The sequence below is a fragment of the Pseudomonas sp. MYb185 genome (assembly GCF_002979975.1).
Classification (GTDB): domain Bacteria; phylum Pseudomonadota; class Gammaproteobacteria; order Pseudomonadales; family Pseudomonadaceae; genus Halopseudomonas.
Genome location: NZ_PCQD01000018.1, coordinates 19,207 through 43,073, shown reverse-complemented (window position 1 = coordinate 43,073; position 23,867 = coordinate 19,207). Strand labels below are relative to the sequence as shown.

At 62.2% G+C, this 23,867-nt stretch carries 25 protein-coding genes; 21 read left to right on the top strand and 4 right to left on the bottom strand.

The window, feature by feature from the left end; translation table 11 throughout:
* The first annotated feature begins 282 nt into the window (after positions 1–282).
* The 12 genes from CQ007_RS17885 to CQ007_RS17830 all read left to right on the top strand — a co-directional run bounded on the left by CQ007_RS17885 (position 283) and on the right by CQ007_RS17830 (position 11,212).
* Positions 283–1,566: a flavohemoglobin expression-modulating QEGLA motif protein gene (locus CQ007_RS17885; RefSeq protein WP_105647201.1), complete on the top strand. Its 1,284-nt coding sequence runs from the start codon at positions 283–285 to the stop codon at positions 1,564–1,566.
* Positions 1,567–1,593: 27 nt separating this feature from the next.
* The gene (locus CQ007_RS17880; RefSeq protein WP_105647200.1) at positions 1,594–1,923 is read left to right on the top strand and encodes a hypothetical protein; all 330 of its coding nucleotides are present in this window, start codon (positions 1,594–1,596) and stop codon (positions 1,921–1,923) included.
* A 2-nt stretch (positions 1,924–1,925) separates the two neighbouring features.
* Positions 1,926–2,615: a uracil-DNA glycosylase gene (gene ung / locus CQ007_RS17875; RefSeq protein ID WP_105647202.1), complete on the top strand. Its 690-nt coding sequence runs from the start codon at positions 1,926–1,928 to the stop codon at positions 2,613–2,615.
* 211 nt (positions 2,616–2,826) lie between these two features.
* A complete protein-coding gene (locus CQ007_RS17870) occupies positions 2,827–3,936 on the top strand; it encodes a BMP family ABC transporter substrate-binding protein (protein ID WP_105647199.1) in 1,110 nt (369 codons plus the stop codon).
* A gap of 3 nt (positions 3,937–3,939) precedes the next feature.
* Positions 3,940–5,052 carry an ABC transporter permease gene (locus CQ007_RS17865; RefSeq protein ID WP_105647198.1) on the top strand — a complete coding sequence of 371 codons (1,113 nt, stop codon included), beginning with the start codon at positions 3,940–3,942 and terminating at the stop codon, positions 5,050–5,052.
* Entirely contained in the window at positions 5,045–5,965 is a 921-nt protein-coding gene (locus CQ007_RS17860) for an ABC transporter permease (protein WP_105647197.1), read from the top strand. Before CQ007_RS17865 ends, CQ007_RS17860 begins: the two co-directional genes overlap by 8 nt.
* A gap of 11 nt (positions 5,966–5,976) precedes the next feature.
* Positions 5,977–6,984, top strand: a complete 1,008-nt coding sequence (locus CQ007_RS17855; RefSeq protein WP_105647196.1) for a formamidase — start codon at positions 5,977–5,979, stop codon at positions 6,982–6,984.
* A 5-nt stretch (positions 6,985–6,989) separates the two neighbouring features.
* Entirely contained in the window at positions 6,990–7,679 is a 690-nt protein-coding gene (locus CQ007_RS17850) for a cysteine hydrolase family protein (protein WP_105647195.1), read from the top strand.
* Between the two features lie 2 nt (positions 7,680–7,681).
* Positions 7,682–9,217, top strand: coding sequence for an ABC transporter ATP-binding protein (locus tag CQ007_RS17845; RefSeq protein WP_105647194.1), 1,536 nt, complete (start codon positions 7,682–7,684; stop codon positions 9,215–9,217).
* A complete protein-coding gene (locus CQ007_RS17840; RefSeq protein ID WP_105647193.1) occupies positions 9,214–9,888 on the top strand; it encodes a cysteine hydrolase family protein in 675 nt (224 codons plus the stop codon). The genes CQ007_RS17845 and CQ007_RS17840 overlap by 4 nt, the downstream gene beginning before the upstream one ends.
* Positions 9,885–10,280, top strand: a complete 396-nt coding sequence (gene hpxZ / locus CQ007_RS17835; protein ID WP_105647192.1) for an oxalurate catabolism protein HpxZ — start codon at positions 9,885–9,887, stop codon at positions 10,278–10,280. Before CQ007_RS17840 ends, hpxZ begins: the two co-directional genes overlap by 4 nt.
* Before the next feature lie 116 nt (positions 10,281–10,396).
* Positions 10,397–11,212, top strand: a complete 816-nt coding sequence (locus CQ007_RS17830) for an enoyl-CoA hydratase (protein WP_105647191.1) — start codon at positions 10,397–10,399, stop codon at positions 11,210–11,212.
* A gap of 22 nt (positions 11,213–11,234) precedes the next feature.
* Here the strand turns inward: CQ007_RS17830 and CQ007_RS17825 are convergent, their stop codons facing one another.
* The 3 genes from CQ007_RS17825 to CQ007_RS17815 all read right to left on the bottom strand — a co-directional run bounded on the left by CQ007_RS17825 (position 11,235) and on the right by CQ007_RS17815 (position 14,201).
* A complete protein-coding gene (locus tag CQ007_RS17825; RefSeq protein ID WP_105647190.1) occupies positions 11,235–12,299 on the bottom strand; it encodes a nitronate monooxygenase family protein in 1,065 nt (354 codons plus the stop codon).
* 63 nt (positions 12,300–12,362) lie between these two features.
* A complete protein-coding gene (locus CQ007_RS17820) occupies positions 12,363–13,196 on the bottom strand; it encodes an HDOD domain-containing protein (protein ID WP_105647189.1) in 834 nt (277 codons plus the stop codon).
* A gap of 15 nt (positions 13,197–13,211) precedes the next feature.
* Positions 13,212–14,201, bottom strand: coding sequence for a folate-binding protein YgfZ (locus CQ007_RS17815; protein ID WP_105647188.1), 990 nt, complete (start codon positions 14,199–14,201; stop codon positions 13,212–13,214).
* A gap of 136 nt (positions 14,202–14,337) precedes the next feature.
* On the opposite strand from CQ007_RS17815, the gene CQ007_RS17810 reads away from it, so the two are divergent.
* Together CQ007_RS17810 and CQ007_RS17805 are read left to right on the top strand one after the other, a co-directional pair.
* The gene (locus CQ007_RS17810) at positions 14,338–14,592 is read left to right on the top strand and encodes a succinate dehydrogenase assembly factor 2 (RefSeq protein WP_105647187.1); all 255 of its coding nucleotides are present in this window, start codon (positions 14,338–14,340) and stop codon (positions 14,590–14,592) included.
* Complete coding sequence (locus tag CQ007_RS17805; RefSeq protein WP_105647186.1) at positions 14,576–15,028, top strand: hypothetical protein; 453 nt, start codon at positions 14,576–14,578, stop codon at positions 15,026–15,028. The genes CQ007_RS17810 and CQ007_RS17805 overlap by 17 nt, the downstream gene beginning before the upstream one ends.
* Here CQ007_RS17805 and nadB read toward each other — a convergent pair.
* Positions 14,997–16,610 carry an L-aspartate oxidase gene (gene nadB, locus CQ007_RS17800; protein ID WP_105647185.1) on the bottom strand — a complete coding sequence of 538 codons (1,614 nt, stop codon included), beginning with the start codon at positions 16,608–16,610 and terminating at the stop codon, positions 14,997–14,999. The two genes, CQ007_RS17805 and nadB, sit on opposite strands and share 32 nt — an antisense overlap.
* A gap of 282 nt (positions 16,611–16,892) precedes the next feature.
* On the opposite strand from nadB, the gene rpoE reads away from it, so the two are divergent.
* The 7 genes from rpoE (at position 16,893) to lepB (ending at position 23,860) form a co-directional block, all read left to right on the top strand.
* Positions 16,893–17,468: an RNA polymerase sigma factor RpoE gene (gene rpoE / locus CQ007_RS17795; RefSeq protein ID WP_105647184.1), complete on the top strand. Its 576-nt coding sequence runs from the start codon at positions 16,893–16,895 to the stop codon at positions 17,466–17,468.
* Between the two features lie 51 nt (positions 17,469–17,519).
* Positions 17,520–18,131 (top strand): sigma-E factor negative regulatory protein, encoded by a 612-nt coding sequence (locus tag CQ007_RS17790; RefSeq protein WP_105647183.1) that lies wholly within the window; start codon positions 17,520–17,522, stop codon positions 18,129–18,131.
* Complete coding sequence (locus tag CQ007_RS17785) at positions 18,131–19,087, top strand: MucB/RseB C-terminal domain-containing protein (RefSeq protein WP_105647182.1); 957 nt, start codon at positions 18,131–18,133, stop codon at positions 19,085–19,087. Before CQ007_RS17790 ends, CQ007_RS17785 begins: the two co-directional genes overlap by 1 nt.
* On the top strand, positions 19,084–19,563 hold the full coding sequence (locus tag CQ007_RS17780) for a SoxR reducing system RseC family protein (RefSeq protein WP_105647181.1): 480 nt from the start codon (positions 19,084–19,086) through the stop codon (positions 19,561–19,563). Before CQ007_RS17785 ends, CQ007_RS17780 begins: the two co-directional genes overlap by 4 nt.
* A 1-nt stretch (position 19,564) precedes the next feature.
* Positions 19,565–20,995 carry a DegQ family serine endoprotease gene (locus tag CQ007_RS17775; RefSeq protein ID WP_105647180.1) on the top strand — a complete coding sequence of 477 codons (1,431 nt, stop codon included), beginning with the start codon at positions 19,565–19,567 and terminating at the stop codon, positions 20,993–20,995.
* A gap of 167 nt (positions 20,996–21,162) precedes the next feature.
* Positions 21,163–22,962 carry a translation elongation factor 4 gene (gene lepA, locus CQ007_RS17770; protein WP_105647179.1) on the top strand — a complete coding sequence of 600 codons (1,800 nt, stop codon included), beginning with the start codon at positions 21,163–21,165 and terminating at the stop codon, positions 22,960–22,962.
* Positions 22,963–22,981: 19 nt separating this feature from the next.
* Positions 22,982–23,860, top strand: a complete 879-nt coding sequence (gene lepB, locus CQ007_RS17765; RefSeq protein ID WP_105647178.1) for a signal peptidase I — start codon at positions 22,982–22,984, stop codon at positions 23,858–23,860.
* Positions 23,861–23,867: the final 7 nt, after the last annotated feature.

Here is a 23,867-nt window from a genome sequence, read left to right as displayed (position 1 = left end):
CCCGACAAACAGATTTGCCGGAAACATTGATCCACACTGAAGCTCAAGAGCCGGGTCAGGTACCGCCTGGGGCGGACCGTCGGTTGCCAGGGATGGCAACCGCGAGCTACATGGATGTACCTGTGCGTGTCCGCCCCAGGCGGTACCTGACCCGGCCACTTCACAAGCCAACAAGATCAATGTTTCCTTGCACGACAACGAGCAACGAGCAACGAGCAACGAGCAACGAGCAACGAGCAACGAGCAGAACGTGGCGGCAAACAGCACAACAGGGAGCACCGCATGGCGGTAAAACAGAGCGAGCAATACCAACTGGTCATTCGCAGCCTGTCCGACCGGATCGTCGAGGCCCAGGCGCCGATTCGGGTGCTGGATGCGATCAAGTGGGATGACAGCATCCGCGATCAGTTCTTCCGCGATGGTTGCAAGAAGCTCCCGGATGTCGGCCCGGATTATTACAAGCGCCGCCCGATGGCCTTCGACCCGGCCGAGCGCCTTCAGCTGTTTCAGGACATAGAACGCGATATCACCCGTCAGCTCGGCACCTTCAACCCGGTGGGCCAGATCATGCGGCGTATGTGCCGCGAGTACCGCATGGTCATCCGCATGCTCGAAGCCCGTGGCACCCCGGAGATGGGGCGGATTTCCCAGGAACTGTACGGCTCGGCCTCCGATGCTTTCCATGCTGGCGACCCGACCATCACCGACCTGGGCATCATGCTCAGCGAGTCGCTGAGCAATATCGGCAACGATCTGGGGCGCGAGCCCAAGACCATCGCTGCGCCCGAGGCGGTAGCCATCCTGCAGGAACAGATGAACCGGGTGTTTCCGGACGATCAGGCGGTGCGGGTGTTCGAGTCCGACGGTATCGTCGCCGATGCCGCTGCCGGTGCCGACTACATCAAGATCCGCAGCGATGCGATGTTCAACCAGCGGGATCTGAAGATACTCGCGGTGCACGAGGGCATGGTGCATGTGGCCACCAGCCTCAACGGCCAGCACCAGCCGATCTGTACCTTCCTGGCCAAGGGGCCGCCGTCCTCCACCGTGACCCAGGAGGGGCTGGCGATCCTGATGGAAGTGATCACCTTCGCTTCCTACCCCTCGCGCCTGCGCAAGCTGACCAATCGCACCCGGGCGATTCAGCTGGCCGAATCCGGTGGTGATTTTCTCGATGTGTTCGGCTTCTACCAGGGCGAAGGCTACAGCGAGGAAGACAGCTACAACAACGCCAGCCGCGTATTCCGCGGTTCCAGCAGCGACGGGTTGCCGTTCACCAAGGACCTGGCCTACCTCAAGGGTTTCATCCTGACCTACAACTACATCCAGTTGGCGGTGCGCCAGGGCAAGCTGCAGCAGATTCCCCTGCTGTTCTGCGGCAAGACCACCCTGGAGGACATGCGCACCCTCGGCCAACTGGTGGAGGAGGGGCTGGTGGTGCCGCCGCGCTATCTGCCGGAACCCTTCGCCGATCTCAATGCCCTGAGTGCCTGGATGTGCTTTTCCGGGTTCCTGACCAATCTCAGCCTCGACCGTATCGAGGCTGACTATGCCAATATCCTCTAGGCTACTATTCTGTAAGGAGTTTTTTGCATGAGCGAGAAGCAGGAAGTCAACAAGCTACCATTTATCTTCACTGCCCTGGGCACCCTGTTCCTGACCATGGCCGTGCTGCATTTCTACGGCTACCTGAATTTTGCGCGGGAGGAAGAGGGCCTGCTGGTGGCGGAGTTCAGCCTGGTGACCATTGGTTCGACCGAAGCCGGTCAACTGCAGGCCAAGGCGGCCAATCATGTTGCCGAGTGCGTGGATGGGGTGATGATCCTGCATGATACGCGGCACAACGGCCTGTCCGGCCTGCTGGTGGATAATCGCCAGCGTGTGGTGCGCTGCAGCGCCCAGTCCGTTCCGCTGGCGCAATGATCATGGGCAGTCGCACCGTACAGTTGGCCGAGGACTGGAAACAGGCGCTGGGCGATGAGTTCGAGCAGCCTTACATGCAGCAACTGCGTGAATTCCTGCTGGCCGAGAAGGCCGCCGGCAAGGTGGTCTATCCGCCCGGACCCTTGATCTTCAATGCGTTGAACAGCACGCCGCTGCACAGCGTCAAGGTGGTCATCATCGGCCAGGACCCCTACCACGGGCCAGGACAGGCGCATGGGTTGAGCTTTTCCGTGCAGCCGGGCGTGCGCACGCCGCCGTCACTGCAGAACATCTTCAAGGAAATCCAGCGCGATCTGGGCTACCCGATACCCTCGCACGGTGACCTGCAGCATTGGGCCGATCAGGGTGTGCTGCTGCTCAATGCGGTGCTGACGGTGACCCAGGGGCAGGCCGGTGCCCATGCCAACCGGGGCTGGGAGCGTTTCACCTCGAAGATCATCGATATTCTCAATACCCAGTGCGAGCACCTGGTGTTCATGCTCTGGGGCAGCTATGCGCAGAAGAAGGGCCAGCAGATCGACCGCTCCCGCCATCTGATACTCAAGAGCGTGCATCCATCGCCGCTGTCGGCGCATCGCGGCTTCATCGGCTCCGGGCATTTCTCGGCGGCCAATGCCTACCTGATCGAGCAGGGCCGTCAGCCCATCGATTGGAGCCTGCCGGAACCCTAGGGCCTGTGGAGGTCCATCTTCCCGCCCTGCTTGTGCGCCCGGATATTCGTAGGCTCGAACTTTGTGCGGGGAGGGGCGGGCGTGACTCAAAACAAGGCACTAACTGGCATAAAAGGCACTGAATTCAACGCCTGAAGCCTGGCACGCATCCTGCTTTAGAGAATGTATACATGATTGAACACATGAATACATACTCAACAGGAACGTGCCCATGTCGGATTTTGATCGTCGTAAGTTTCTCAAACTGGCTGGTCTGATCGGCGTCACTGCAGCCATGCCATTCAGCTTTGCCCGCGCAGCGGACAAGCCGCTGGTGGTCGGCTTCGTCTACGTTGGCGCGCGCGATGACTTCGGTTACAACCAGGCCCACGCCCAGGCCGCGCGCATCATCCGCAGCATGCCCAACGTCAAGGTGATCGAGGAAGAGAACGTTCCGGAAACCTCTGCGGTGCAGCAGGCGATGGAAGCGATGATTCGCCAGGATGGTGCGGAGCTGATTTTTGCCACGTCCTTCGGTTATTTCGATCCCCATGTGCTGCGCGTGGCCCAGCGCTATCCGGATGTGCGCTTCGCGCATTGCGGTGGCCTGTGGGACGAGAGCAAGCACCCGAAGAATGTCGGCAGCTTCTTTGGCTATATCGATGAGGGCCAGTACCTCAATGGTGTGGTCGCCGGCCACATGAGCAAGACCAAGCGCATCGGCTTTATCGCGGCCAAACCGGTGGCCCAGGTGCTGCGCAATATCAACGCCTTTACCTTGGGTGCACGTTCGGTGGATCCGGAGATCACCACCACCGTGATTTTCACCGGTGACTGGTCGCTGCCGGTGCGCGAAGCAGAAGCTGCCAATGGGCTGATCGACCAGGGCTGTGACGTGCTGACCTGCCATGTGGACGGCCCCAAGGTCATTGTCGAAACGGCTGAGCGCCGTGGTGCGATGAGTTGCGGCTACCACGCCAGCCAGGCGGCACTGGCCCCCAAGGGTTACCTGACCGGTGCCGAGTGGAACTGGGAGACGCCTTACCGCGCTCACGTCGAAGCGGCTCAGCAAGGTCAGGCCATGAACAACTTCCTGCGTGGCGGTCTGGCCGAAGGCTTCGTCAAGACCTCGGATTACGGCAGTAACGTCAGTGCGGCGGCGCGTGAGCAGGCGGATGCGGTCAAGGCGGCGATGATTGCCGGCGAGTTCACCCTGTTCAAGGGCCCGCTCAACGACAACAAGGGCAATATGGTGCTGGCCGAGGGTGAGTCGCTGGGTCAGACCGATGTGGTGCTGGAGCAGATGAACTACCTCGTCGAAGGCGTGCGCGGCGATATCTGATCAATGAATCCACATTATCTCGCAAGCAGGTTGGCCAGGCTGGCATTGCCAGGCCTGCCTACCGTGCTGTCAATCATCAGCTCCTTCGCGTTGTTCGTGCTGTTCCTCGCTTTCCAGGGTAAACCGGCATTCGAGGCGGTGCGGCTGGTGTTCGAAGGTGCCTTCGGCTCGTCCTTCGCCTGGGAAAATACATTGCAACGCGCCGCGCCGTTGATGCTGACGGCGCTGTGCGTGGCGCTACCGGCGCGTGCGGGGCTGATCATCATCGGCGGCGAAGGGGCGCTGGTGCTGGGTGGGCTGGCGGCCGCGACGCTACCGCTGTGGCTGACCGGGTTGCCGCCACTGGCGACGCTGATTGCCATGGGCATGGCGGCGATGCTCGTCGGCGGGTTCTGGATCGGTCTCAACGGCTGGTTGCGGCAGAAACGTGGGCTGAACGAGACCATCGGCAGTCTGCTGCTGTCCTATATTGCCATTGCGCTGTTCAATCATCTGGTCGAAGGACCGCTGCGTGATCCTTCCAGCCTGAACAAACCCTCCACCGTGGGGCTGGACTATTCGCTGATGATCGGTGTGATCAGTGAAGACGCCTTCCGCGTTCACTGGGGGCTGGTCGCCGGCCTCATTACCTGCCTGATGGCCTACGTGCTGGTGCGTCACAGCGTCAAGGGTTTTGCACTGGACGTGGTCGGCGGCAACGTACGGACCGCGCGCATGCTCGGCCTGCCGGTCAACCGACTGGTGATTCTCACCTGTGTGCTGGGTGGTGCGGCAGCCGGGCTGGCGGGTATGTACGAGGTCAGTGCGGTGCAGGGCAGCGCCAATGCTTCGCTGATCGTCGGCTATGGCATCAGCGGCATTCTGGTGTCCTTTGCCGCCCGGCATAACCCGCTGGCGATCATCGTCTGCGCGACCCTGGTCGGCGGCATCGAGGCCAGTGGCAGCCTGCTGCAACGGCGGCTGGATCTGCCCGATGCCACCACATTGATTCTGCAGGGTCTGCTGTTCACCAATCTGCTCGCCTGGGAGGCGTTGGTGGGCAGGATCACGCGATGGCGCATCGCGTTGGAGGAGCATGCCAGCAAGGTGAAGGGGATCGAGGTGCAACATGGGTGATCTGGATTTCGTGACCTTCCTGCTGGCCCTGCTGGCGGGCGCGGTACGGGTCGGCACACCGTTCCTGTTCGTCAGCCTCGGCGAGTGCCTGACCGAGAAGAGTGGCCGCATCAACCTGGGCCTGGAAGGCATTCTGGTGGCCGGCGCGATGACCGGTTACGCGGTGGCCTACCTGTCCGGCTCGGCCTGGAACGGGGTGCTGGCGGCAGGTGGCGCGGGGCTGTTGCTCGGTCTGCTGCACGGCATCGTCTGCTCGCTACCGCGGGTCAATGACATTGCCTTCGGTATAGCACTGATGCTGCTCGGTACCGGCTTGGCGTTCTTTCTCGGCAAGGCCTTCATCCAACCACAGGCGCCGATGCTGCCGTCGATCTCCCTCGGTGCCTGGAGTGACGACGGGCGTATTCGTTCGGCTCTGAACATCAACATGCTGTTCTTCATCGGTGTGGCGCTGGCGGTCTTCCTGCACTGGGGCTTGCGCAGCACGCGCTGGGGATTGGTGCTGCGGCTGGTCGGGGACCACTCCGAGTCGGCTCAGGCGCTGGGCTACCGGCCACTGCGGGTGCGCGTCATGGCCACGGCGGTGGGCGGTTTTCTGGCGGGTATAGGCGGCTCCTACCTGTCGCTCTATTACCCAGGCAGTTGGAACGAAGGTCTGTCCAGCGGTCAGGGCCTGATGGCCGTGGCGCTGGTGATCTTTGCCCGCTGGCAACCGCTGAACTGCCTATGGGCCTCGATGGTTTTCGGCGCGGCTGGCGCCATCGGCCCGGCACTGCAATCGGTAGGCATCAGCTCCGGTTACTACCTGTACAGCGCCGCACCCTACATCCTGACGATGGCCGTGATGCTTGCGACCTGTCGTCCGAATCGCACACTGACAGGGGCTCCCGGCGAGCTCAGTCTCAACCGATAGAGGAAATGACCATGGCAAGTGGACTTGGTGGGCTGAACAAATCACCCAATGGCGTCGTGATCGGATTGGCACAGCTGAAGCTGCCGGACCCGCATACCCGCGATGAGCTCTGGACCCAGACGCAGAAGGTCGTGTCGATGATCGGCAAGGCGCGGCGCAGCATGCCGAGCATGGACCTGATTGTGTTTCCGGAGTACTCGCTGCACGGTCTGTCGATGGATACCTCGCCGGATATCATGTGCACGCTGGACGGGCCCGAAGTGGCCGCGTTGAAGCAGGCCTGCATCGACCACACCATCTGGGGCTGCTTCTCGATCATGGAAGCCAACCCGCACGGCAACCCCTACAACAGCGGCATCATCGTCGATGACACCGGCGAAGTGCGCCTCTATTACCGCAAGCTGCACCCCTGGGTGCCGGTCGAGCCCTGGGAGCCGGGCAACCTCGGTATTCCGGTCTGCGATGGGCCACGCGGCAGCAAACTGGCCCTGATCATCTGCCATGACGGCATGTTTCCGGAAATGGCTCGTGAGTGCGCCTACAAGGGAGCGGAAATCATGATTCGCACCGCAGGCTATACCGCGCCGATCCGCCACTCATGGAGGATCACCAATCAGGTCAATTCCTTCACCAACCTGATGCAGACCGCCAGTGTGTGCATGTGCGGTTCCGACGGCACTTTCGATTCCATGGGCGAAGCCATGTTCGTCGATTTCGATGGCATACCGATGGCCGAGGGCGGCGGGCGCGCGGATGAGATCGTGTCCTGCGAGCTGCGTCCGGACCTGGTGCGCGAGGCGCGCAAGCACTGGGGCGTGGAAAACAACATCTATCAGTTTGGTCACCGTGGTTACGTGGCGGTCAAGGGTGGAGCACAGGATTGCCCCTACACCTACATGCATGATCTCGCTGCCGGCCAGTACCGCCTGCCCTGGGAAGACGAGGTCGTGCATACCGACGGCAGCGCCTGCGGCTTTGCCGCGCCCGAGCGACTCTACAATCCGGACAGTCAGGAGTAACCACAGTGAGCGAACGTTTTCTTGCTTCCAGCCCTTACCCCTGGCCGTACAACGGTCAGCTGCACCCGGCCAATACCGCGCTGATCATCATCGACATGCAGATCGACTTCTGTGGTGAAGGCGGCTACGTCGATACCATGGGTTATGATCTGGCGGCCGTGCGTGCACCCATCGAGCCGATCAGCCGGGTGCTGCAGGTCATGCGTAAACAGGGCTTTCACATCATCCACACCCGCGAGGGACATCGTCCAGACCTATCTGACCTGCCGGTGAACAAGCGCTGGCGGTCCCAGCGCATCGGTGCCGGTATCGGTGATGCGGGCCCCTGTGGTCGCATTCTGGTGCGTGGTGAGCCGGGCTGGGAGTTGATCCCGGAACTGCAACCGCTGGACGGCGAAATAATCATCGACAAACCCGGCAAGGGCTCGTTCTGCGCCACTGACCTGGAACTGATCCTGCGTACCCGAGGCATCGAGAATCTGATTCTGTGCGGCATTACCACTGACGTCTGCGTGCATACCACCATGCGTGAGGCCAACGATCGCGGCTTCGAGTGCCTGTTGCTGGAAGACTGCTGCGGCGCCACCGACCCGGGCAACCATCTGGCAGCACTGCACATGGTCAAGATGCAGGGCGGTGTGTTCGGCGCGGTGTCCGACTCGGTGTCGCTCGTCGAGCTGTTGAGCGAGTCTTGAACATGCGTGCAATCAGCCTGGAAATCATCAGTGCGAGCAAATCCTTCGGCAGCTTTCAGGCATTGGCGGAGGTGTCGCTGACCGTGCGTGCCGGTACCGTGCATGCGCTGCTGGGCGAGAACGGCGCGGGCAAGAGCACGCTGGTCAAGGGCATCGTCGGTTACGGGCCCCTGGACGATGGCGAGTTGCTGGTCAACAACCGTCAGCAGCAGATCCGCACACCTCGCGATTCCCATGCGTTGGGTATCGGCATGGTCTACCAGCACTTTACTGTGGCGCCGGGTCTGAGCGTGGCGGAGAATCTGGTGCTGTCGCGTGGCGACCTCGGCTGGCGCATCGACTGGCCACTGGAGCGCAGGCGGCTCAACGACTTCATGCAGCGCATGCCGTTCCGGCTGGATATCGAGCGCTCGGTCAGTTCGCTGGCGGCGGGCGAGAAGCAGAAGCTGGAAATCCTCAAGCAGCTGTATCTGGACCGACACCTGATCATTCTCGACGAGCCCACCTCGGTGCTGACGCCGCAGGAAGCCGAAGAGGTGCTGGGCCTGATGCGCGACATGGCCCATAGGGGCGATATTTCGGTACTGATGATTACCCACAAGTTCGGCGAGGTGTCGCGCTTCGCCGACGACGTCAGTGTGCTGCGCAAGGGCCGTCTGGTCGGCAGCACCCAGGTCAGCGCTACCTCCCAGGAGGAACTGGCGACCTGGATGATGGGCGCCTCCGGATTGGCTGCCGAGCCGGTCATCCAGCAACCGGTCGACCGCGGTGCCGTACCGCGGCTGGAGGTGCGGGAGCTAAGCGTGGCCAACGACAAGGGTACGCTGGCAGTCAGCAATCTGTCGCTGGATGTGCGCCCTGGTGAAATAGTCGGCATTGCCGGCATTTCCGGTAACGGCCAGCGTGAACTGACCGAGGCACTGCTCGGTCAGCGGCAGTCGGTCAGTGGCGAGATTCGCATCAACGGTAGTCGTTATGGGGCTAGCCGCCGGGAGATGCAACGGGAGAAGGTCTTCAGTCTGCCGGAAGAGCCGTTGCGCAATGCCTGTATCGCTGGGATGAGCGTGGCGGACAACCTGGCGCTGCGCAATTTCGACCAGCCGCCGCTGTGCCGCCAGGGCTGGCTGATTAATCGTCGGGCGATCCAGACGCAGGCCGCAGCGCTGATTCAGCAGTTCAATGTACGCCCGGCGGACCCGTTGCGGCCGATAGGCACGCTGTCCGGTGGTAACGTGCAGCGCGCGGTACTGGCCCGGGAGCTGACCCATGACGTGCGCACGTTGATCGTCTCCAACCCGGTATTCGGGCTGGATTTCGCCTCGGTGGCGATCATCCACCAGCGTCTGCGTGACGCCCGGGCGCAGGGCGCCGCAGTCCTGCTACTGAGCGAGGATCTGGACGAACTGCTGGAAATGTCCGACCGCATCCTGGTGATTCATGAGGGGGAAATCAACTTCGAGGTGGCCGCCGAACAGGCAGACCGCGCCACGCTCGGCCACTACATGGCCGGCGGTGACCATGTGGCAGGTGCGGCATGATTGCCGTGGTGGCCAGACCTGCGGTTTTCAGCTTCGATCCGGCGCGCGCTGCGCTGGTCATCATCGATATGCAGCGAGACTTCCTCGAACCTGGTGGCTTTGGGGCTGCTCTGGGCAATGATGTGAGCCTGCTGCGGGCCATCATCCCGGCGGTGGAGTCGTTGCTGGCTCTGGCTCGGGAGAAGGGCATGCTGGTCATCCATACCCGCGAGTCTCACCTGCCGGACCTGTCGGACTGTCCTGCGGCCAAGCGGGAAGGTAGCGCCACCGGATTGCGCATCGGCGACCCGGGTCCGATGGGGCGGATTCTGGTGCGCGGCGAGCCGGGTAATCAGATCATCGCGCCACTGGCGCCGATCAGTGGCGAATGGGAGATCGACAAGCCGGGCAAGGGGATGTTCTACGCGACCGGTCTGCAGGACAAATTGGCTGCACAGGGTATTGAGTCTCTGATCTTCGCCGGCGTGACCACCGAAGTCTGCGTGCAGACCAGCATGCGTGAGGCGAATGATCGGGGTTACCGCTGCCTGCTGATCGAAGAGGCGACCGAAAGCTATTTCCCGGCCTACAAGCAGGCGACTCTCGATATGGTCGTCGCCCAGGGCGGGATCGTCGGGTATACCGCCAGCCTGACAGCGCTGCGGGCCGCAATGAATGAGGAGGGGCTGTGAGCAAGGATCCGCTGATCAATCTGCCTCATGTGGTCGAGGCCGTGCGCCTGGCCTTCGAGGATTATGAGTGTGCCCTGCTGGCAAACCAGCTGGAGGTGCTGGACGACTACTTCTGGAGCACCGAACATACCGTGCGTTACGGCATTGCGGAGAATCTCTACGGTGCCCGGGATATCGCCGCCTACCGGCGGGTCTGTGTACCGGTAGGGCCAGGGCGGAAGTTGCGCAATACGGTCATCTGCACCTTTGATGAAAACTATGCCACCGTCAGCACGGAATTCAGCGACGCTGAAACCCGGCGTACTGGTCGACAGATGCAGACCTGGGTACGTTTTGCCGATGGCTGGAAAGTGGTCGCGGCGCATGTGAGTGTCGACCTCAGTACGCTTTGACAAATGCGATACCGAAGGCTGAGGTGCGCAACAGCGTTCAACAGACCTCAGGGTCGGCTTGAAGCCGGCGCCGGGATGTTCAATGATGAGGGCTTCGTCATCTGAAGGAGTTCGTCATGGAGCACGCCCTGCAGCCTTATACCGCACTGGTTCCGCGTACCGACAAGCTGGTGGTGCAGAAGGCCGGTCACACGGCCCTGCTGACCATCGACAATCCACCGGCCAATACCTGGGATACCGATACGCTTCATGGCCTGTATGAGCTGATCGGCCATTTGAGCGATGATCCGGATATCTACGCGCTGGTCATCACCGGGCGTGGCGAACGGTTCTTTTCCGCTGGTGCCGACCTGCAGATGTTCGCCGAGGGCGACAAGGCCCATGCCCGTCTGGTGGCCCGGCTGTTCGGCCAGGCATTCGAGGCGTTACGGGATTTTTCCGGTGTGACCATCGCAGCGTTGAATGGATACGCCCTGGGCGGCGGGCTGGAATGTGCGTTGGCCTGCGATATCCGTATCGCTGAGCGCCAGGTGCAACTGGGCCTGCCGGAAGCCGGTGTCGGGCTGCTGCCCTGTGCCGGCGGCACCCAGGCGCTGGCCTGGCTGGTGGGTGAGGGCTGGGCCAAGCGCATGATTCTCTGCGGTGAACGTATCGACGGGGTCAAGGCCGAGCGCATCGGTCTGGTCGAGGAAGTGGTCGAACAGGATCAGGCGCTGGCCACCGCGTTGCGCCTGGCGGCCCAGGTGAGTCGCCAGAGCCCGCAGGCGGTCAAGGCCTGCAAGCAACTGATCCATGGCGCCCGCAGCCAGCCGCTGAACAGCCTGCTGGCCGCCGAGCGCGAACGCTTCGTCGATCTGTTCGATCTGGAAGATACCCGTGAGGGTGTCAGCGCCTTCCTGGAAAAACGCCCGCCGCAGTGGACCAACCGCTGAACCGGGCAAGCCGCGGTGCCGTTCAGGCGCCGCGCCATTCCGCGACCAGTTGCTGTACCAGTTCGGTTGCCGGCAGCTCACGGGCCAGCGGTGCTCCCTGACCGGCCCATTGTGCGGCGAACTCATGGTTGCCGCGCTGGCTGGCGGCAGCGTTCAGCTGTTTGGCCGCATCGTAGGCGATGGGATAGTCAGCCGGGGGCGGGCTGCCAGCGGCCTCGCCGTGGCGGATCAGGTCATTGAGCATGCCCCGTGCCGGACGGCCCGAGATGCAGGCGGTCAACCGCGTGCTGGCTGCCCGTTCGCTTTGCAGCGCCTGTCGATAGGCGGCATTGGCTGAGGATTCGGGGCAGAGAATGAAGGCAGTACCGAGCTGGGCGGCAGCGGCGCCCAGGTCCAGGGCAGCGCGGATGCCGGCACCATCCATGATGCCGCCGGCGGCTATGACCGGAAGCCTGGTGTGCTGCACCAGCAGCCGTACCAGCACCGAGGTGCTCAATTGCTCATCATCCGCCTCGGGGTCGAACATGCCCCGGTGGCCACCAGCCTCGATACCCTGGGCAACGATGGCGTCAATGCCGGCCTGCTCGATCAGTCTGGCTTCATGCAGATTGGTGGCGGTGGCCAGCAGGCAGATACCGGCCTGTTGCAGCGCCTCGATACGGTCGGCGCTGGGCAGGCCGAAATGGAAGCTGACTATCGGTGGGCACAGCTCCAGCAGCATGTCGAATGTCTGGTCATCTTCGATGAAGCTCTGGTAACCGGCGTTGATCGCGCTGGGTGGTGCCATCCCGGCTGCGGTGAACAGCGGTGCCAGATGCTGCAACCAGGCGGCTTCTCGGGCCGTGTCTGGTTGCGCCGCTGCGTGGCAGAACAGGTTGATGTTGAAGGGTCGCGAGGTCAGGGCGCGGGTCTGTTCGATCATCTGCCGGGCCTGTGCTACCGGGCTTGGCCCTATGCCCAGCGAGCCGAGCCCGCCGGCATTGGATACCGCCGCTGCCAGTTGCGGTGTGGCTACGCCGGCCATCGGCGCCTGGATGATGGGTAGCTGGATGCCGAGGCGGGTCAGGAAAGGGGGAATGCCGTGCATGAGGTCTCCTTGCGCTGCGGGGATGGTGGCCGGGCGGATGCCGAGCCTGGCCATTCTACTCCCTCAGCCGAGCAGTAGCATGGCGGCTTCCATTTCCGCGGACAGATCCTCCTGCTCCTGGTCGCCGGCCGGATCGAGTCCGAGGCGGGTGAATGAGGAGATCTGGCTCCAGTCCATCTGCGCATGGGGATGCTCGCTGCCATCCAGGCTCTGCAACATGGCCACCTGCACTATGTCGGCATAATCCACCTGGCCTGGGTCGCGCTGGAAGTCCAGATGCTGGCTGGGGACGTGGCGCAGCGGCTGGGGGAAATCCCAGGCGGCCAGGATGCGATCGCCGAGCAGCGGATGAATACGCTCGATGATGATGCCCAGGCTGATGGAGTCATTCAGCAACTGGCTATGTTCCTCGGCGTAGCTGAGAATCGGCAGCACGCCGATCTGGTGTACCAGCCCGGCGAGGGTCGCCTGGTCCGGCTTGAGCCGGGTGTAATGCTGACACAGTACATGGCTGATGCCGGCCACCTCGGTACTGCGTGCCCAGACCTCGCGCATCTTCTGATCGATGATGTCGGTGGTAGCCTGGAACAGCTGGGACATCGCCAGGCCGGTGGCCAGGTTGGCGGTATAGACGATGCCCAGGCGGTTGACCGCCATGGTCAGGTCGGTGATTTCCTGACGAGAGCGCAGCAGCGGGCTGTTCACCACCTTGATCAGGCGCGCGCTCAGCGCGGTATCGGTGCTGATCTGGCGGACCAGCTCGCCGATGCTGATATCCGGGTCCTCAGCGGCCTCGCGGATGCGCAGGGCGACCTCGGGCAGGGTCGGCAGCACCAGTTGGTCGCGGTCGATCGCCTGAAGCAATTCTTCCTGTACTCGCAGGGCCAGATCAGTCATGACATTCTTCCTTGATTATTCCCCGGCGGCCTCGGCGGCCATTTGTTCTTCATAGGGTAATGTAGCCAATTCCAATGATGGCTCAGTGACATTGGAGAGGCTCAATGTAGCCAATTGTGCCGCTTCGTTCTGCAGTACCGCAAGCAATTCGACGCGCTCCTCGCCGTGAGCGGCCATCACGACCTCGCCCAGGGTCTGGCCGCTGTTGCTATCGAGGATCGGCGTCGCCGGTTCCGGCAGGCTGTCGCCGGCCCAGGTCAGGCGATACATGCGTCGCTTGAGCTTGCCCAGATACTGCATCCGCGCCACGATCTCCTGCCCGGTATAGCAGCCTTTCTTGAAACTGACGCCGCCCAGCTGCTGCAGATTGAGCATCTGCGGGATGAAGCTGTCCCGGGTCTGGCTGCAGACCTGACCGATCCCGGCGCGTATCTGCTGCAGCCGCCAGTCGTTCAGGGCAGCCGGCTGGGCGGATTGCGCCAGTGCGGAGACGGCTTCCGCGGCGCGATTGGCTGGCAGCCAGATCTCCAGTGCCGCCTCGCTCACCGGCAGGGCCAGTCCCTGTGCGGGGTCAGACGCATCCCGGTCGATACCCGCTGCCGCCAGGCTGGCATCGCGCTGTTCGCCCCACAGACCCAGGCGCAGCCACTGGTCGCTGGCCTCGCCCAGTTGCACTTTGAAAAACACTGCATACTTGGTCAGGTCAGCCTGCTGCGACTCCAGCAGCTCAGCGTCCATGGCCAGCAGGTAGTGCTCCTCGCTGAGCTTGAGCAGGCGGAAGCTCGACTGCATGCGGCCCTTGGGGTTGCAGCGCGCACCCAGGGTGCTGGCGCCCGGCGGCAGGGCGACGACATCACAGGTCAGCTGACCCTGCAGGAAGCGGGTGGCATCCGCGCCGCTGACGCTGAGAATGCGCTCCTGATCGAGCAGGGCCAGTGCCGTGGCGGGGAAGGGCGAAGGCGACTGCTGTGGAAACAGCGCGGACAGATCGTTGGTCTCGTGCATGGTTCTGACAGACTCCCGGTAGCTAGGTTGGACTGAATGCATTCTGCCACAGATGGGGCTTGTCCGTGCCGGCTGGCGCGGTAACGGTTATACTGCAGCTTGTGCCTGGAGGCGTTTCAATTGACTGGAGATGGTGATGTCGGCAGAGGTGGAAAAGAAGCGATTGTACTGGCATAGCCGGCGCGGCATGCTCGAGCTGGATGTTCTGCTGCTGCCTTTTCTGGAAGAGGTCTATTCATCGCTGGATGAGGCGGACCAGGCCCGCTACCGTCGTTTGCTGGAATGCGAGGACCAGGACATGTTCGTCTGGTTCATGCAGCGCGGCGAGCCGGAAGACCCCGATCTCAAACGCATTGTGAGGATGATACTGGATCGTGTCCAACCCGACTGATTCACTGCTGCTCAAGCGCCAGCCTTCGCGCTGGCTGGGCGGCCTGATCATATTCATGACCATGCTTGGTTGCATGGCGCTGTACCGTAGCGCGCTGCCGCCGGTGCCGGCGGCGCTGTGCGCGGTGCTGCTGTGGGCGTATTGCTTCTGGGTGTGGCCGCGTCAGGTGAGCCTGCGGCATGCCGATTCGGTAACCGGATTGCGCTTTGACAGCCAGGGTTGGCATATCCTGCGTCGCGACGGTACGGAGATGGGCGCCTGGCTGCTGGCCGATACCTATGTCAGCGCCCTGCTGACGGTGGTGCGCCTGCGCCAGCCGGGGCGCTGGTTGCCGATATCGGTGATCCTGCCGGCGGATGCTGCCACCGAGGACTCGCTACGCCGGCTGCGTCTGCGCCTGCGTTTCAGTCGCCAGCGCTGGGCGGCTGCAGAATAGTATCCAGCGGCTGCTCCAGCTGCTGCGGATAATCCAGGGTGTAATGCAGACCACGACTTTCCTGGCGCTGCATGGCCGAGCGAATGATCAGGTCGGCCACCAGCGCCAGGTTGCGCAGCTCCAGCAGGTCGCGGGAGACGGTGTAGTTGCTGTAGAACTCATGGATTTCGGCCAGCAGCATGTCGACCCGATGCTTGGCCCGTTGCAGCCGCTTGGTGGTACGCACTATGCCCACGTAATCCCACATGAAGCGGCGCAGCTCCTCCCAGTTGTGCGAGATGATCACATCCTCATCCGAGTCGGTGACCAGGCTCTCGTCCCAGGTGGGCAGGTCGGTGGGCAGGGCGGAGCCGGGCAGCTTGCTCAGGATGTCGCGGCTGGCGGCACGACCATAGACGATGCATTCGAGCAGGGAGTTGCTGGCCATGCGGTTGGCGCCGTGCAGGCCGGTGAAGCTGGTCTCGCCGATGGCATAGAGACCCTCGACATCGGTCAGGCCGGCCTTGTCCACCATCACCCCGCCACAGGTGTAATGCGCCGCCGGCACCACCGGGATGGGTTCGCGGGTGATATCGATGCCGAAGCTCAGGCAGCGTTCATATACGGTAGGAAAATGTTCGCGGATGAATGCGGCCGGCTTGTGACTGATGTCCAGATAGACGCAGTCCAGGCCCAGGCGCTTCATTTCATGGTCGATGGCCCGGGCGACGATATCACGGGGTGCCAGCTCGGCGCGCTCATCGAAGCGTGGCATGAAGCGGCTGCCGTCCGGCAGCTTGAGCAGCGCACCTTCGCCGCGCAGGGCTTCGGTGATCAGGAAGCTCTTGGCTCTGGGGTGATAGAGGCAGGTGGGGTGGAACTGGTTGAATTCCATGTTGGCCACCCGGCAGCCGGCGCGCCAGGCCATGGCAATGCCGTCGCCCGACGCGCTGTCCGGGTTGCTGGTATACAGGTAGACCTTGCTCGCTCCGCCAGTGGCCAGCACGGTAAAGCGGGCACCGAAGGTGTCCACGTGGCCGGTATCACGGTCCAGGATATAGGCACCCAGGCAGTGGTTACCCGGTTGACCCAGTTTGGCACTGGTGATCAGGTCGATGGCGACCCGGTTCTCCAGCAGTTCGATGTTGCTGTGCGCCTGGGCCTGCAGGAGCAGGGTGTTGAATATTGCTGCACCGGTGGCATCGGCAGCGTGAATGATGCGCCTGTGGCTGTGACCCCCTTCGCGGGTGAGGTGAAAGTCATCGGTTTCGCTGCCGTCTTCCCGCCGTTCGCGGGTAAAGGGTACGCCCTGTTCCACCAGCCAGCCGATCGCATCGCGGCTGTCGCCGACGATCTGACGCACGGCATCCTCATGGCACAGCCCGGCGCCGGCAATCAGCGTATCCTGCACGTGGGCATCGACCGTGTCGGCGTCATCCAGCACCGCCGCCACGCCACCCTGGGCCCAGAACGTCGATCCCTCCGAGAGTCGCCCCTTGCTGAGCACGGCAACACGCAGATTTTCCGCCAGATGCAAGGCTAGCGTCAGTCCCGCTGCACCACTGCCGATTACCAGTACATCGTATTGCTGTTGTCGGGTCATTGGGGTCTCATCTGTCCGGGTTGGTCGGCACGAGCTGGCCGCGCGGGGCGGTCAGGCATCAGGTAGTATATAGAAGGCAGGTGATTCACAATACTGCCAGATCCAGTTGGCATTGCCGCGCTGCCGGGTGCTGAAATATGATCATCGTGCCATCCTGCCGCGGAACTTTTCTTCGGCCAGAGGCTCTTAGAGCTGAACCTGAGTGAGGGGAGAACTTTTGGTTACATCGCGGGTCTATCGCAATAGATTGAGTCCGGCAGGTCAGTGCGGCGGTGCCAGCACATGACTGAACAAACCGACCAGCAGCTGGTCGAACGGGTGCAACAGGGAGATAAGCGTGCCTTCGACTTGCTGGTGCTCAAGTATCAGCACAAGATTCTGGCCCTGGTGACGCGTTTTGTGCACGACTCGCATGAGGCACAGGATGTTGCCCAGGAAGCTTTCATCAAGGCTTACCGAGCCTTGGCAAATTTCAGAGGTGACAGCGCCTTTTATACCTGGTTGTACCGGATTGCGATCAATACCGCCAAGAACTATCTGGTAGCCAGAGGGCGGCGTCCACCTGACTCTGACATAGCGGCCGAAGATGCCGAATATTACGACGGCGATAGTGCTCTCAAGGATATCCACTCACCCGAGCGGGATCTGCTGCGAGACGAGATCGAGCAGGTAGTCAATCGAACCCTGCAGCTGTTGCCCGGTGATTTGCGAATGGCTCTGACCCTGCGGGAGTTCGAGGGCCTGAGCTACGAAGACATAGCCAATGTGATGGAGTGCCCGGTGGGGACTGTGCGGTCAAGGATCTTCAGAGCGCGGGAAGCCATCGACAAAGCCCTGAAACCGCTGCTTGAAGCGTGATCTCGGGGAAACCGTGATGCCCTGTGGGGCCAATATGATAGAGGTAGTGCAATGAGAAGCGAATCCTTGCGGGAGACTCTCTCCGCGCTCATGGATGACGAGGCAGAGCAATTGGAACTGCGCCGCGTCCTTCATGCCGGTGATCAGGACCCTGACGTCCGTCGCAGCTGGGAGCGTTACCAGCTTGCGCGGTCTGTCATGCACAAGGAGCCGTGGCAAACGGGTATCGATCTGTCTGCCGGCATTGCTGCGGCGCTGGCTGATGAGCCAACCCCGTCAGCCGCCTCGACCAGCCCCTCGCCTCGCTGGAAATTGCAGCTTGGCCGGGTCGCCGTAGCCGCTTCGGTCACTGTGGCGGTGCTGGTGGGCGTGCGCATGGTCAATCAGGACCCTACCTCCGACAACACCATGGCTGCGGTCGAGCGTAGCGCACCGGCAACCGCCAGTGTGCCGGCAATGGCAGCGGCCCCGGCGCGTTCGGGTGCGGTACTGGCAGGCTTCTCGTCACTGGCCGATCAGGACAAGCAGGCTCAGCCGAGTGGCCCTTCCGCCTGGCAGGAGCAGCGGATTGGCAACTACCTGCGCCGGCATGCAGAGAACAACGCGCAGGCAGCGCCGCAACTGGTTCCCTACGCCCGCGCAGCGAGCCTGGAAAATAATTAGTGTCGCGATTGAAAGGCGTGTTGGGGTGGTCCGGACTGGCTGCCCTGCTGGTTGCCCCCAGCCTCTGGGCCGAGGAAAGCAGCCATTGGCTGGAGCGTATGGCACAGGCAGTGCGGGAACAGAGTTATCACGGTTCCTATATATATGAGCGCTCCGGTATTTTCACCACTCAGGATATCTGGCGTCAGGTCGATAGCGACGGCATTCATGAGCGCCTGCTGCAAACCGCCGGTCGACATCAGGAGTGGGTCCGTCATGATGGCCAACTGGTCTGCGCCAGCTCCCTGTCCCAGAACCGGGCCCCGCAGAATATTCCGGTACGCGAAGCCGACCCGAAGCAGTTGACCGAATGGTACAGCCTGCGGGTACTGGGCGGTACGCGTGTCGCGTCGCGACCGGTGACGGTCGTTTCGGTACAGCCGCGCGATGCTTTTCGCTATGCCTACGAGCTGTACCTGGATAACGAAACCGGCTTGATGCTCAAGTCCCTGCTGGTCGATGAAAGCCGGGAACTGCTCGAACGCTTCCAGTTCGCAGCGATCTCCTTCGATGCAGTCGACTACCAGGCCGGGATCAAACCCAGTAGCTCCTGCCTGGAGCTGGATGCGCCGCAGAGTGCATCCAGTGATGTGGGTCGCTTCTGGGAGCCGGGCTGGGTGCCGCCGGGCTTCGTGCTGGGGGACCAGCAGGTGCAGGCGCTCAAGGGCGATGCCCATATCACCTCGCAGATCTACAGTGATGGTCTGGTCAGCTTCACCCTGTTCGTCGAACCGCTGGGCAAGGGCAGTCTGGCCGAGGATCTGCGCGCCCAGCTGGGGCCGACAGTGGCCGTCAGTCGCCGGTTGATGACCGAGAATGATCTGTACCTGGCGACCGTGGTCGGCGAGATCCCGCCGCGGACCGCCGAGCGCATCGCCGAATCTCTCAGTCAGCCGCTGGCCGAGGCGCAGCCGTGATCGAGGAGCGTGGGCGGGTGCTGAGCGTGGAGCAGGGTGCGGTGTGGGTCGAAACCGTACGCCACAGTGCTTGCAGCAGTTGCCAGGCCCGCGCTGGCTGTGGCCAGTCCTTGCTGCAGCGTCTGGGTGTGGGTGCTCGCCAGGGTTTCATTCGCGCGCTCGACGACGGTCGTTGCCGGGTCGGGGACGAAGTGCTCATTGCCATCCCGGAAAGTGCTGTGCTGCGCGGCTCGGCGTTGGTATATATGTTGCCACTGCTGGCGCTGTTTGCCGGTGCGTTGCTGGCACATGGCGTAGGTGCCGGCGAGCCGTCGATCATCCTGGCGGGATTTCTTGCCATGGCCGCCGGTTTTGCGGCGGTACACTGGTACAGCCACCGTCTGGGCAGCGACCCGGCGTTCATGCCTCGGGTGCAGAATACGGCGGTGGTCGGTTCGGACATTGTCAGCGATATACAAGAAAGGAGTGGATATTGATATGACAGCAGTACAGCGATGGTTGCTCGTAGTGGTTGGTGTCTGGTTGATGACCTGGCAGATGCTGGCTAGCGCACAGGAACTACCCGACTTCACCGAACTGGTCGAAGAAGCCTCCCCTGCGGTGGTCAATATCAGTACCCGGCAGACCGTGACCCGCCGTTCCTCGGCGATGGGACCGATGGTTCCCGACCTGGAAGGCCTGCCGCCGATCTTTCGCGAGTTTTTCGAGCGCAGCTTCCCCGATGAGTCGCAGTCCGCTCCCCAGCGCCAGGCGCAGTCACTGGGCTCGGGCTTCATTATCTCCAAGGACGGCTATGTACTGACCAACAACCACGTCGTCAGCGGGGCCGACGAGATCTTCGTGCGTCTGTCGGACCGCCGCGAACTGGAAGCCTCGCTGGTCGGCGCAGACCCGCGCTCGGACCTGGCGCTGCTGAAGATCGACGCCGGTGCCGATCTGCCAGTGGTGCGGATGGGCAAGTCCGCCGACCTGAAGACCGGTGAGTGGGTGCTGGCCATAGGTTCGCCATTCGGCTTCGAATATTCCGTGACCGCGGGTATCGTCAGTGCCAAGGGTCGTAGCCTGCCCAACGAAAGCTATGTTCCCTTCATCCAGACCGACGTCGCCATCAACCCGGGTAACTCCGGTGGCCCGCTGTTCAACCTCAAGGGTGAGGTGATCGGTATCAACTCACAGATCTTCACCCGCTCCGGTGGCTTCATGGGCCTGTCCTTCGCGATTCCGGTGGATGTGGCGATGGATGTCGTCGAGCAGCTGAAAAGCGATGGCGCGGTTCGCCGCGGCTGGCTGGGCGTGGTGATCCAGGAGGTCAACAAGGACCTCGCCGAATCCTTCGGGCTGGAACGGCCGGCCGGGGCGCTGGTTGCCCAGATCATGCCTGAGGGGCCTGGTGCCAAGGGTGGCCTGCAGGTGGGTGATGTGATCCTCAAACTCGATGATCAGGACATCATCATGTCCTCCGATCTGCCCCATGCCGTTGGCCGTCTGCGCCCAGGTAGCAAGGCGACCATGCAGATCATGCGTGGTGGCAAGCGCCAGCAACTGACCCTGGAGATCGGTGCGTTGCCGGATGACAATGCCCTGGCTGCCGCGTCGGGCTCGTCTTCGCCACAGGCTCCGAGCGTCTCGGACAATCGTCTCGGGTTGGCGGTGGTAGAGCTGACCGAGGAGCAGAAGAAGGCACTGGACGTCTCGGCTGGCGTGGCGGTGCGCGAGGTGCGTCCCGGCCCCGGTGCGATGATCGGGCTGCGTCCCGGTGATGTCATCACCAATCTGAACAATCGTGCTATCGAATCGGCGGCGGACTTCGAGAAGATCGCTGGTGCCCTGCCGGTCAATCGCTCCATTTCCATGCGCGTGATTCGTCAGGGGCGGGCCAGCTACATCACCTTCCGTCTGTCCGAATAACCCGGCCAGTTGGTCGCGGGGCAGGGGAAAGCCGGTGCGCAGCACCGGTAATCCCTTGCCGGCACAGATGGCGCGGCGCAGTGTAATCGGGTAAACTCGCGGGCTGTTTTCGGGGGAGCCCCCGGTCACCGCCATGTCTGGCACACCACGTCTGGAAGAACCCTGCAGTGAGCGACCTGAGCCTGATCCGCAATTTCTCAATTATTGCCCATATCGACCACGGCAAGTCGACGCTTGCCGACCGCTTCATCCAGATCTGCGGCGGGCTGACCGAGCGTGAAATGGCCGCCCAGGTACTGGACTCGATGGACCTGGAGCGTGAGCGTGGCATCACCATCAAGGCCCACAGCGTCACCCTGTACTACCCCGCGAAGGACGGCAAGACCTACCAGCTCAACTTCATCGATACTCCCGGTCACGTGGACTTCCACTACGAGGTGAGCCGTTCGTTGGCCGCCTGTGAAGGTGCTCTGCTGGTGGTGGATGCGGCGCAGGGTGTCGAGGCGCAATCGGTTGCCAACTGCTATACGGCCATCGAGCAGGGGCTGGAAGTCATGCCGGTGCTGAACAAGATCGACCTGCCGCAGGCCGAGCCCGAGCGGGTCATGGCCGAGATCGAGAGCGTGATCGGCATCGATGCTACGGACGCCGTGACCTGCAGTGCCAAGAGCGGTATGGGTGTCGAAGACGTGCTGGAGCGCCTGATCAAGGTGATTCCGCCACCGCAAGGTGAGATCGAGGCACCGCTGCAGGCGCTGATCATCGATTCCTGGTTCGACAACTATCTCGGCGTGGTGTCGCTGGTACGGGTCAAGCAGGGGCGTATCAAGAAGGGCGACAAGGTGTTGGTCAAGTCCACCGGTCGGATCCACCAGGTGGATAGCGTGGGCGTGTTCAATCCCAAGCACACCGAGACGGTCGATCTCAAGGCCGGGGAAGTGGGCTTCATCATTGCTGGTATCAAGGAGATTCAGGGTGCGCCGGTGGGCGATACCCTGACCCTGTCCAGTACGCCCGACGTCGATATGTTGCCGGGCTTCAAGCAGGTCCAGCCCCAGGTCTACGCTGGTCTGTTTCCGGTCAGTTCCGATGATTTCGAGGACTTCCGTGATGCCCTGGAGAAACTCACGCTCAACGACGCCGCGCTGCAGTACGAGCCGGAAAGCTCGGACGCATTGGGTTTCGGTTTCCGCATCGGCTTCCTCGGCATGCTGCACATGGAGATCATCCAGGAGCGGCTGGAGCGTGAATACGACCTGGACCTGATCACCACTGCGCCCACCGTGGTGTTCGAGGTGGTGAAAAAGGACGGCGAGGTCATCTATGTGGACAACCCGTCACGCCTGCCTGACCCCTCGCTCATCGAGGAAATGCGTGAACCCATCGTCCGGGCCAATATCCTTGTGCCCCAGGACCATCTGGGCAGCGTCATCACACTGTGTATCGAAAAGCGTGGCGTACAGCAGGACATGGTGTTTCTCGGTACCCAGGTGCAGGTGATCTATGACCTGCCGATGAATGAGGTGGTACTGGACTTCTTCGACCGTCTGAAATCGGTCAGCCGGGGTTATGCCTCCCTCGATTATGCGTTCGATCGCTTCCAGGCCGCCAAACTGGTGCGCCTGGATATACTGATCAACAACGACAAGGTCGATGCCCTGGCGCTGATCGTGCACCGTGACAACGCGGCTTTCCGCGGGCGGCAACTGGTCGAGAAGATGAAGGAACTGATTCCGCGGCAGATGTTCGACGTGGCTATCCAGGCGGCCATGGGCGGGCAGATCGTCGCGCGCTCGACGGTCAAGGCGCTGCGCAAGAACGTTCTGGCCAAGTGTTATGGTGGCGATGCCAGCCGCAAGAAGAAGCTGCTGGAGAAACAGAAAGCCGGCAAGAAGCGGATGAAGCAGGTTGGTAACGTGGAGATTCCGCAGGAAGCCTTCCTGGCCGTCCTGAAAGTAGACAACTAGGGGCATCGCAAGACTGATTATGCATATCAACTTTCCGCTGTTGCTGGTGATCGCAGTGGCCGTCACCGGCTTGTTGGCATTGCTGGACTTCATCTGGTTTGCACCCAGGCGGCGGCGCGCCGTGGCTACCTACCAGGCACAGGTACAGGTTACCGATGCCGGCGCCATGCAGCGGCTGAACAAGGAGCCGCTGCTGGTCGAGTACGGCAAGTCCTTCTTCCCGGTGCTGGCGGTGGTGCTGATCCTGCGCTCGTTCCTGGTGGAGCCGTTCCAGATTCCCTCCGGCTCGATGAAGCCGACCCTGGAAATCGGTGATTTCATCCTGGTCAACAAGTTCGCCTACGGCATACGCCTGCCGGTGCTGGAAACCAAGGTCATCCCAGTGGGTGACCCGCAGCGCGGTGATGTGATGGTGTTCCGCTATCCGAACGATCCGCGTATCAACTACATCAAGCGGGTGATCGGCCTGCCGGGCGACCGCATCGGTTATGCCGACAAGCAGCTGTACGTCAATGGCGAGGTGGTGCCGCGCGAGCTGTTGCGCACCGAGGCTGACGATGAAGTACCCGTCGGGCATCCGCTGCAGGCCATGGCCCAGGTCGATATCTACCTCGAGGAGCTGGCCGACGAGCCCCATGAGGCGCGTTACAAGCGTCTGTCGCAGACCCCGCCAGCGCGCGAGTGGGTCGTCCCTGAAGGGCACTATTTCATGGTTGGCGACAACCGTGACAATTCCAACGACAGCCGCTACTGGTCTGCGCCGGATATGCCCCAGGAGTTGTGGGGAATGGTTCCGGACAACTATATTGTCGGCAAGGCCTTCGCCGTATGGATGCATTGGCCTGAACCGAAACTGAGCAATCTGCCGAGCTTTTCCAGAGTTGGTCTGATCAATTAGGGTTAAC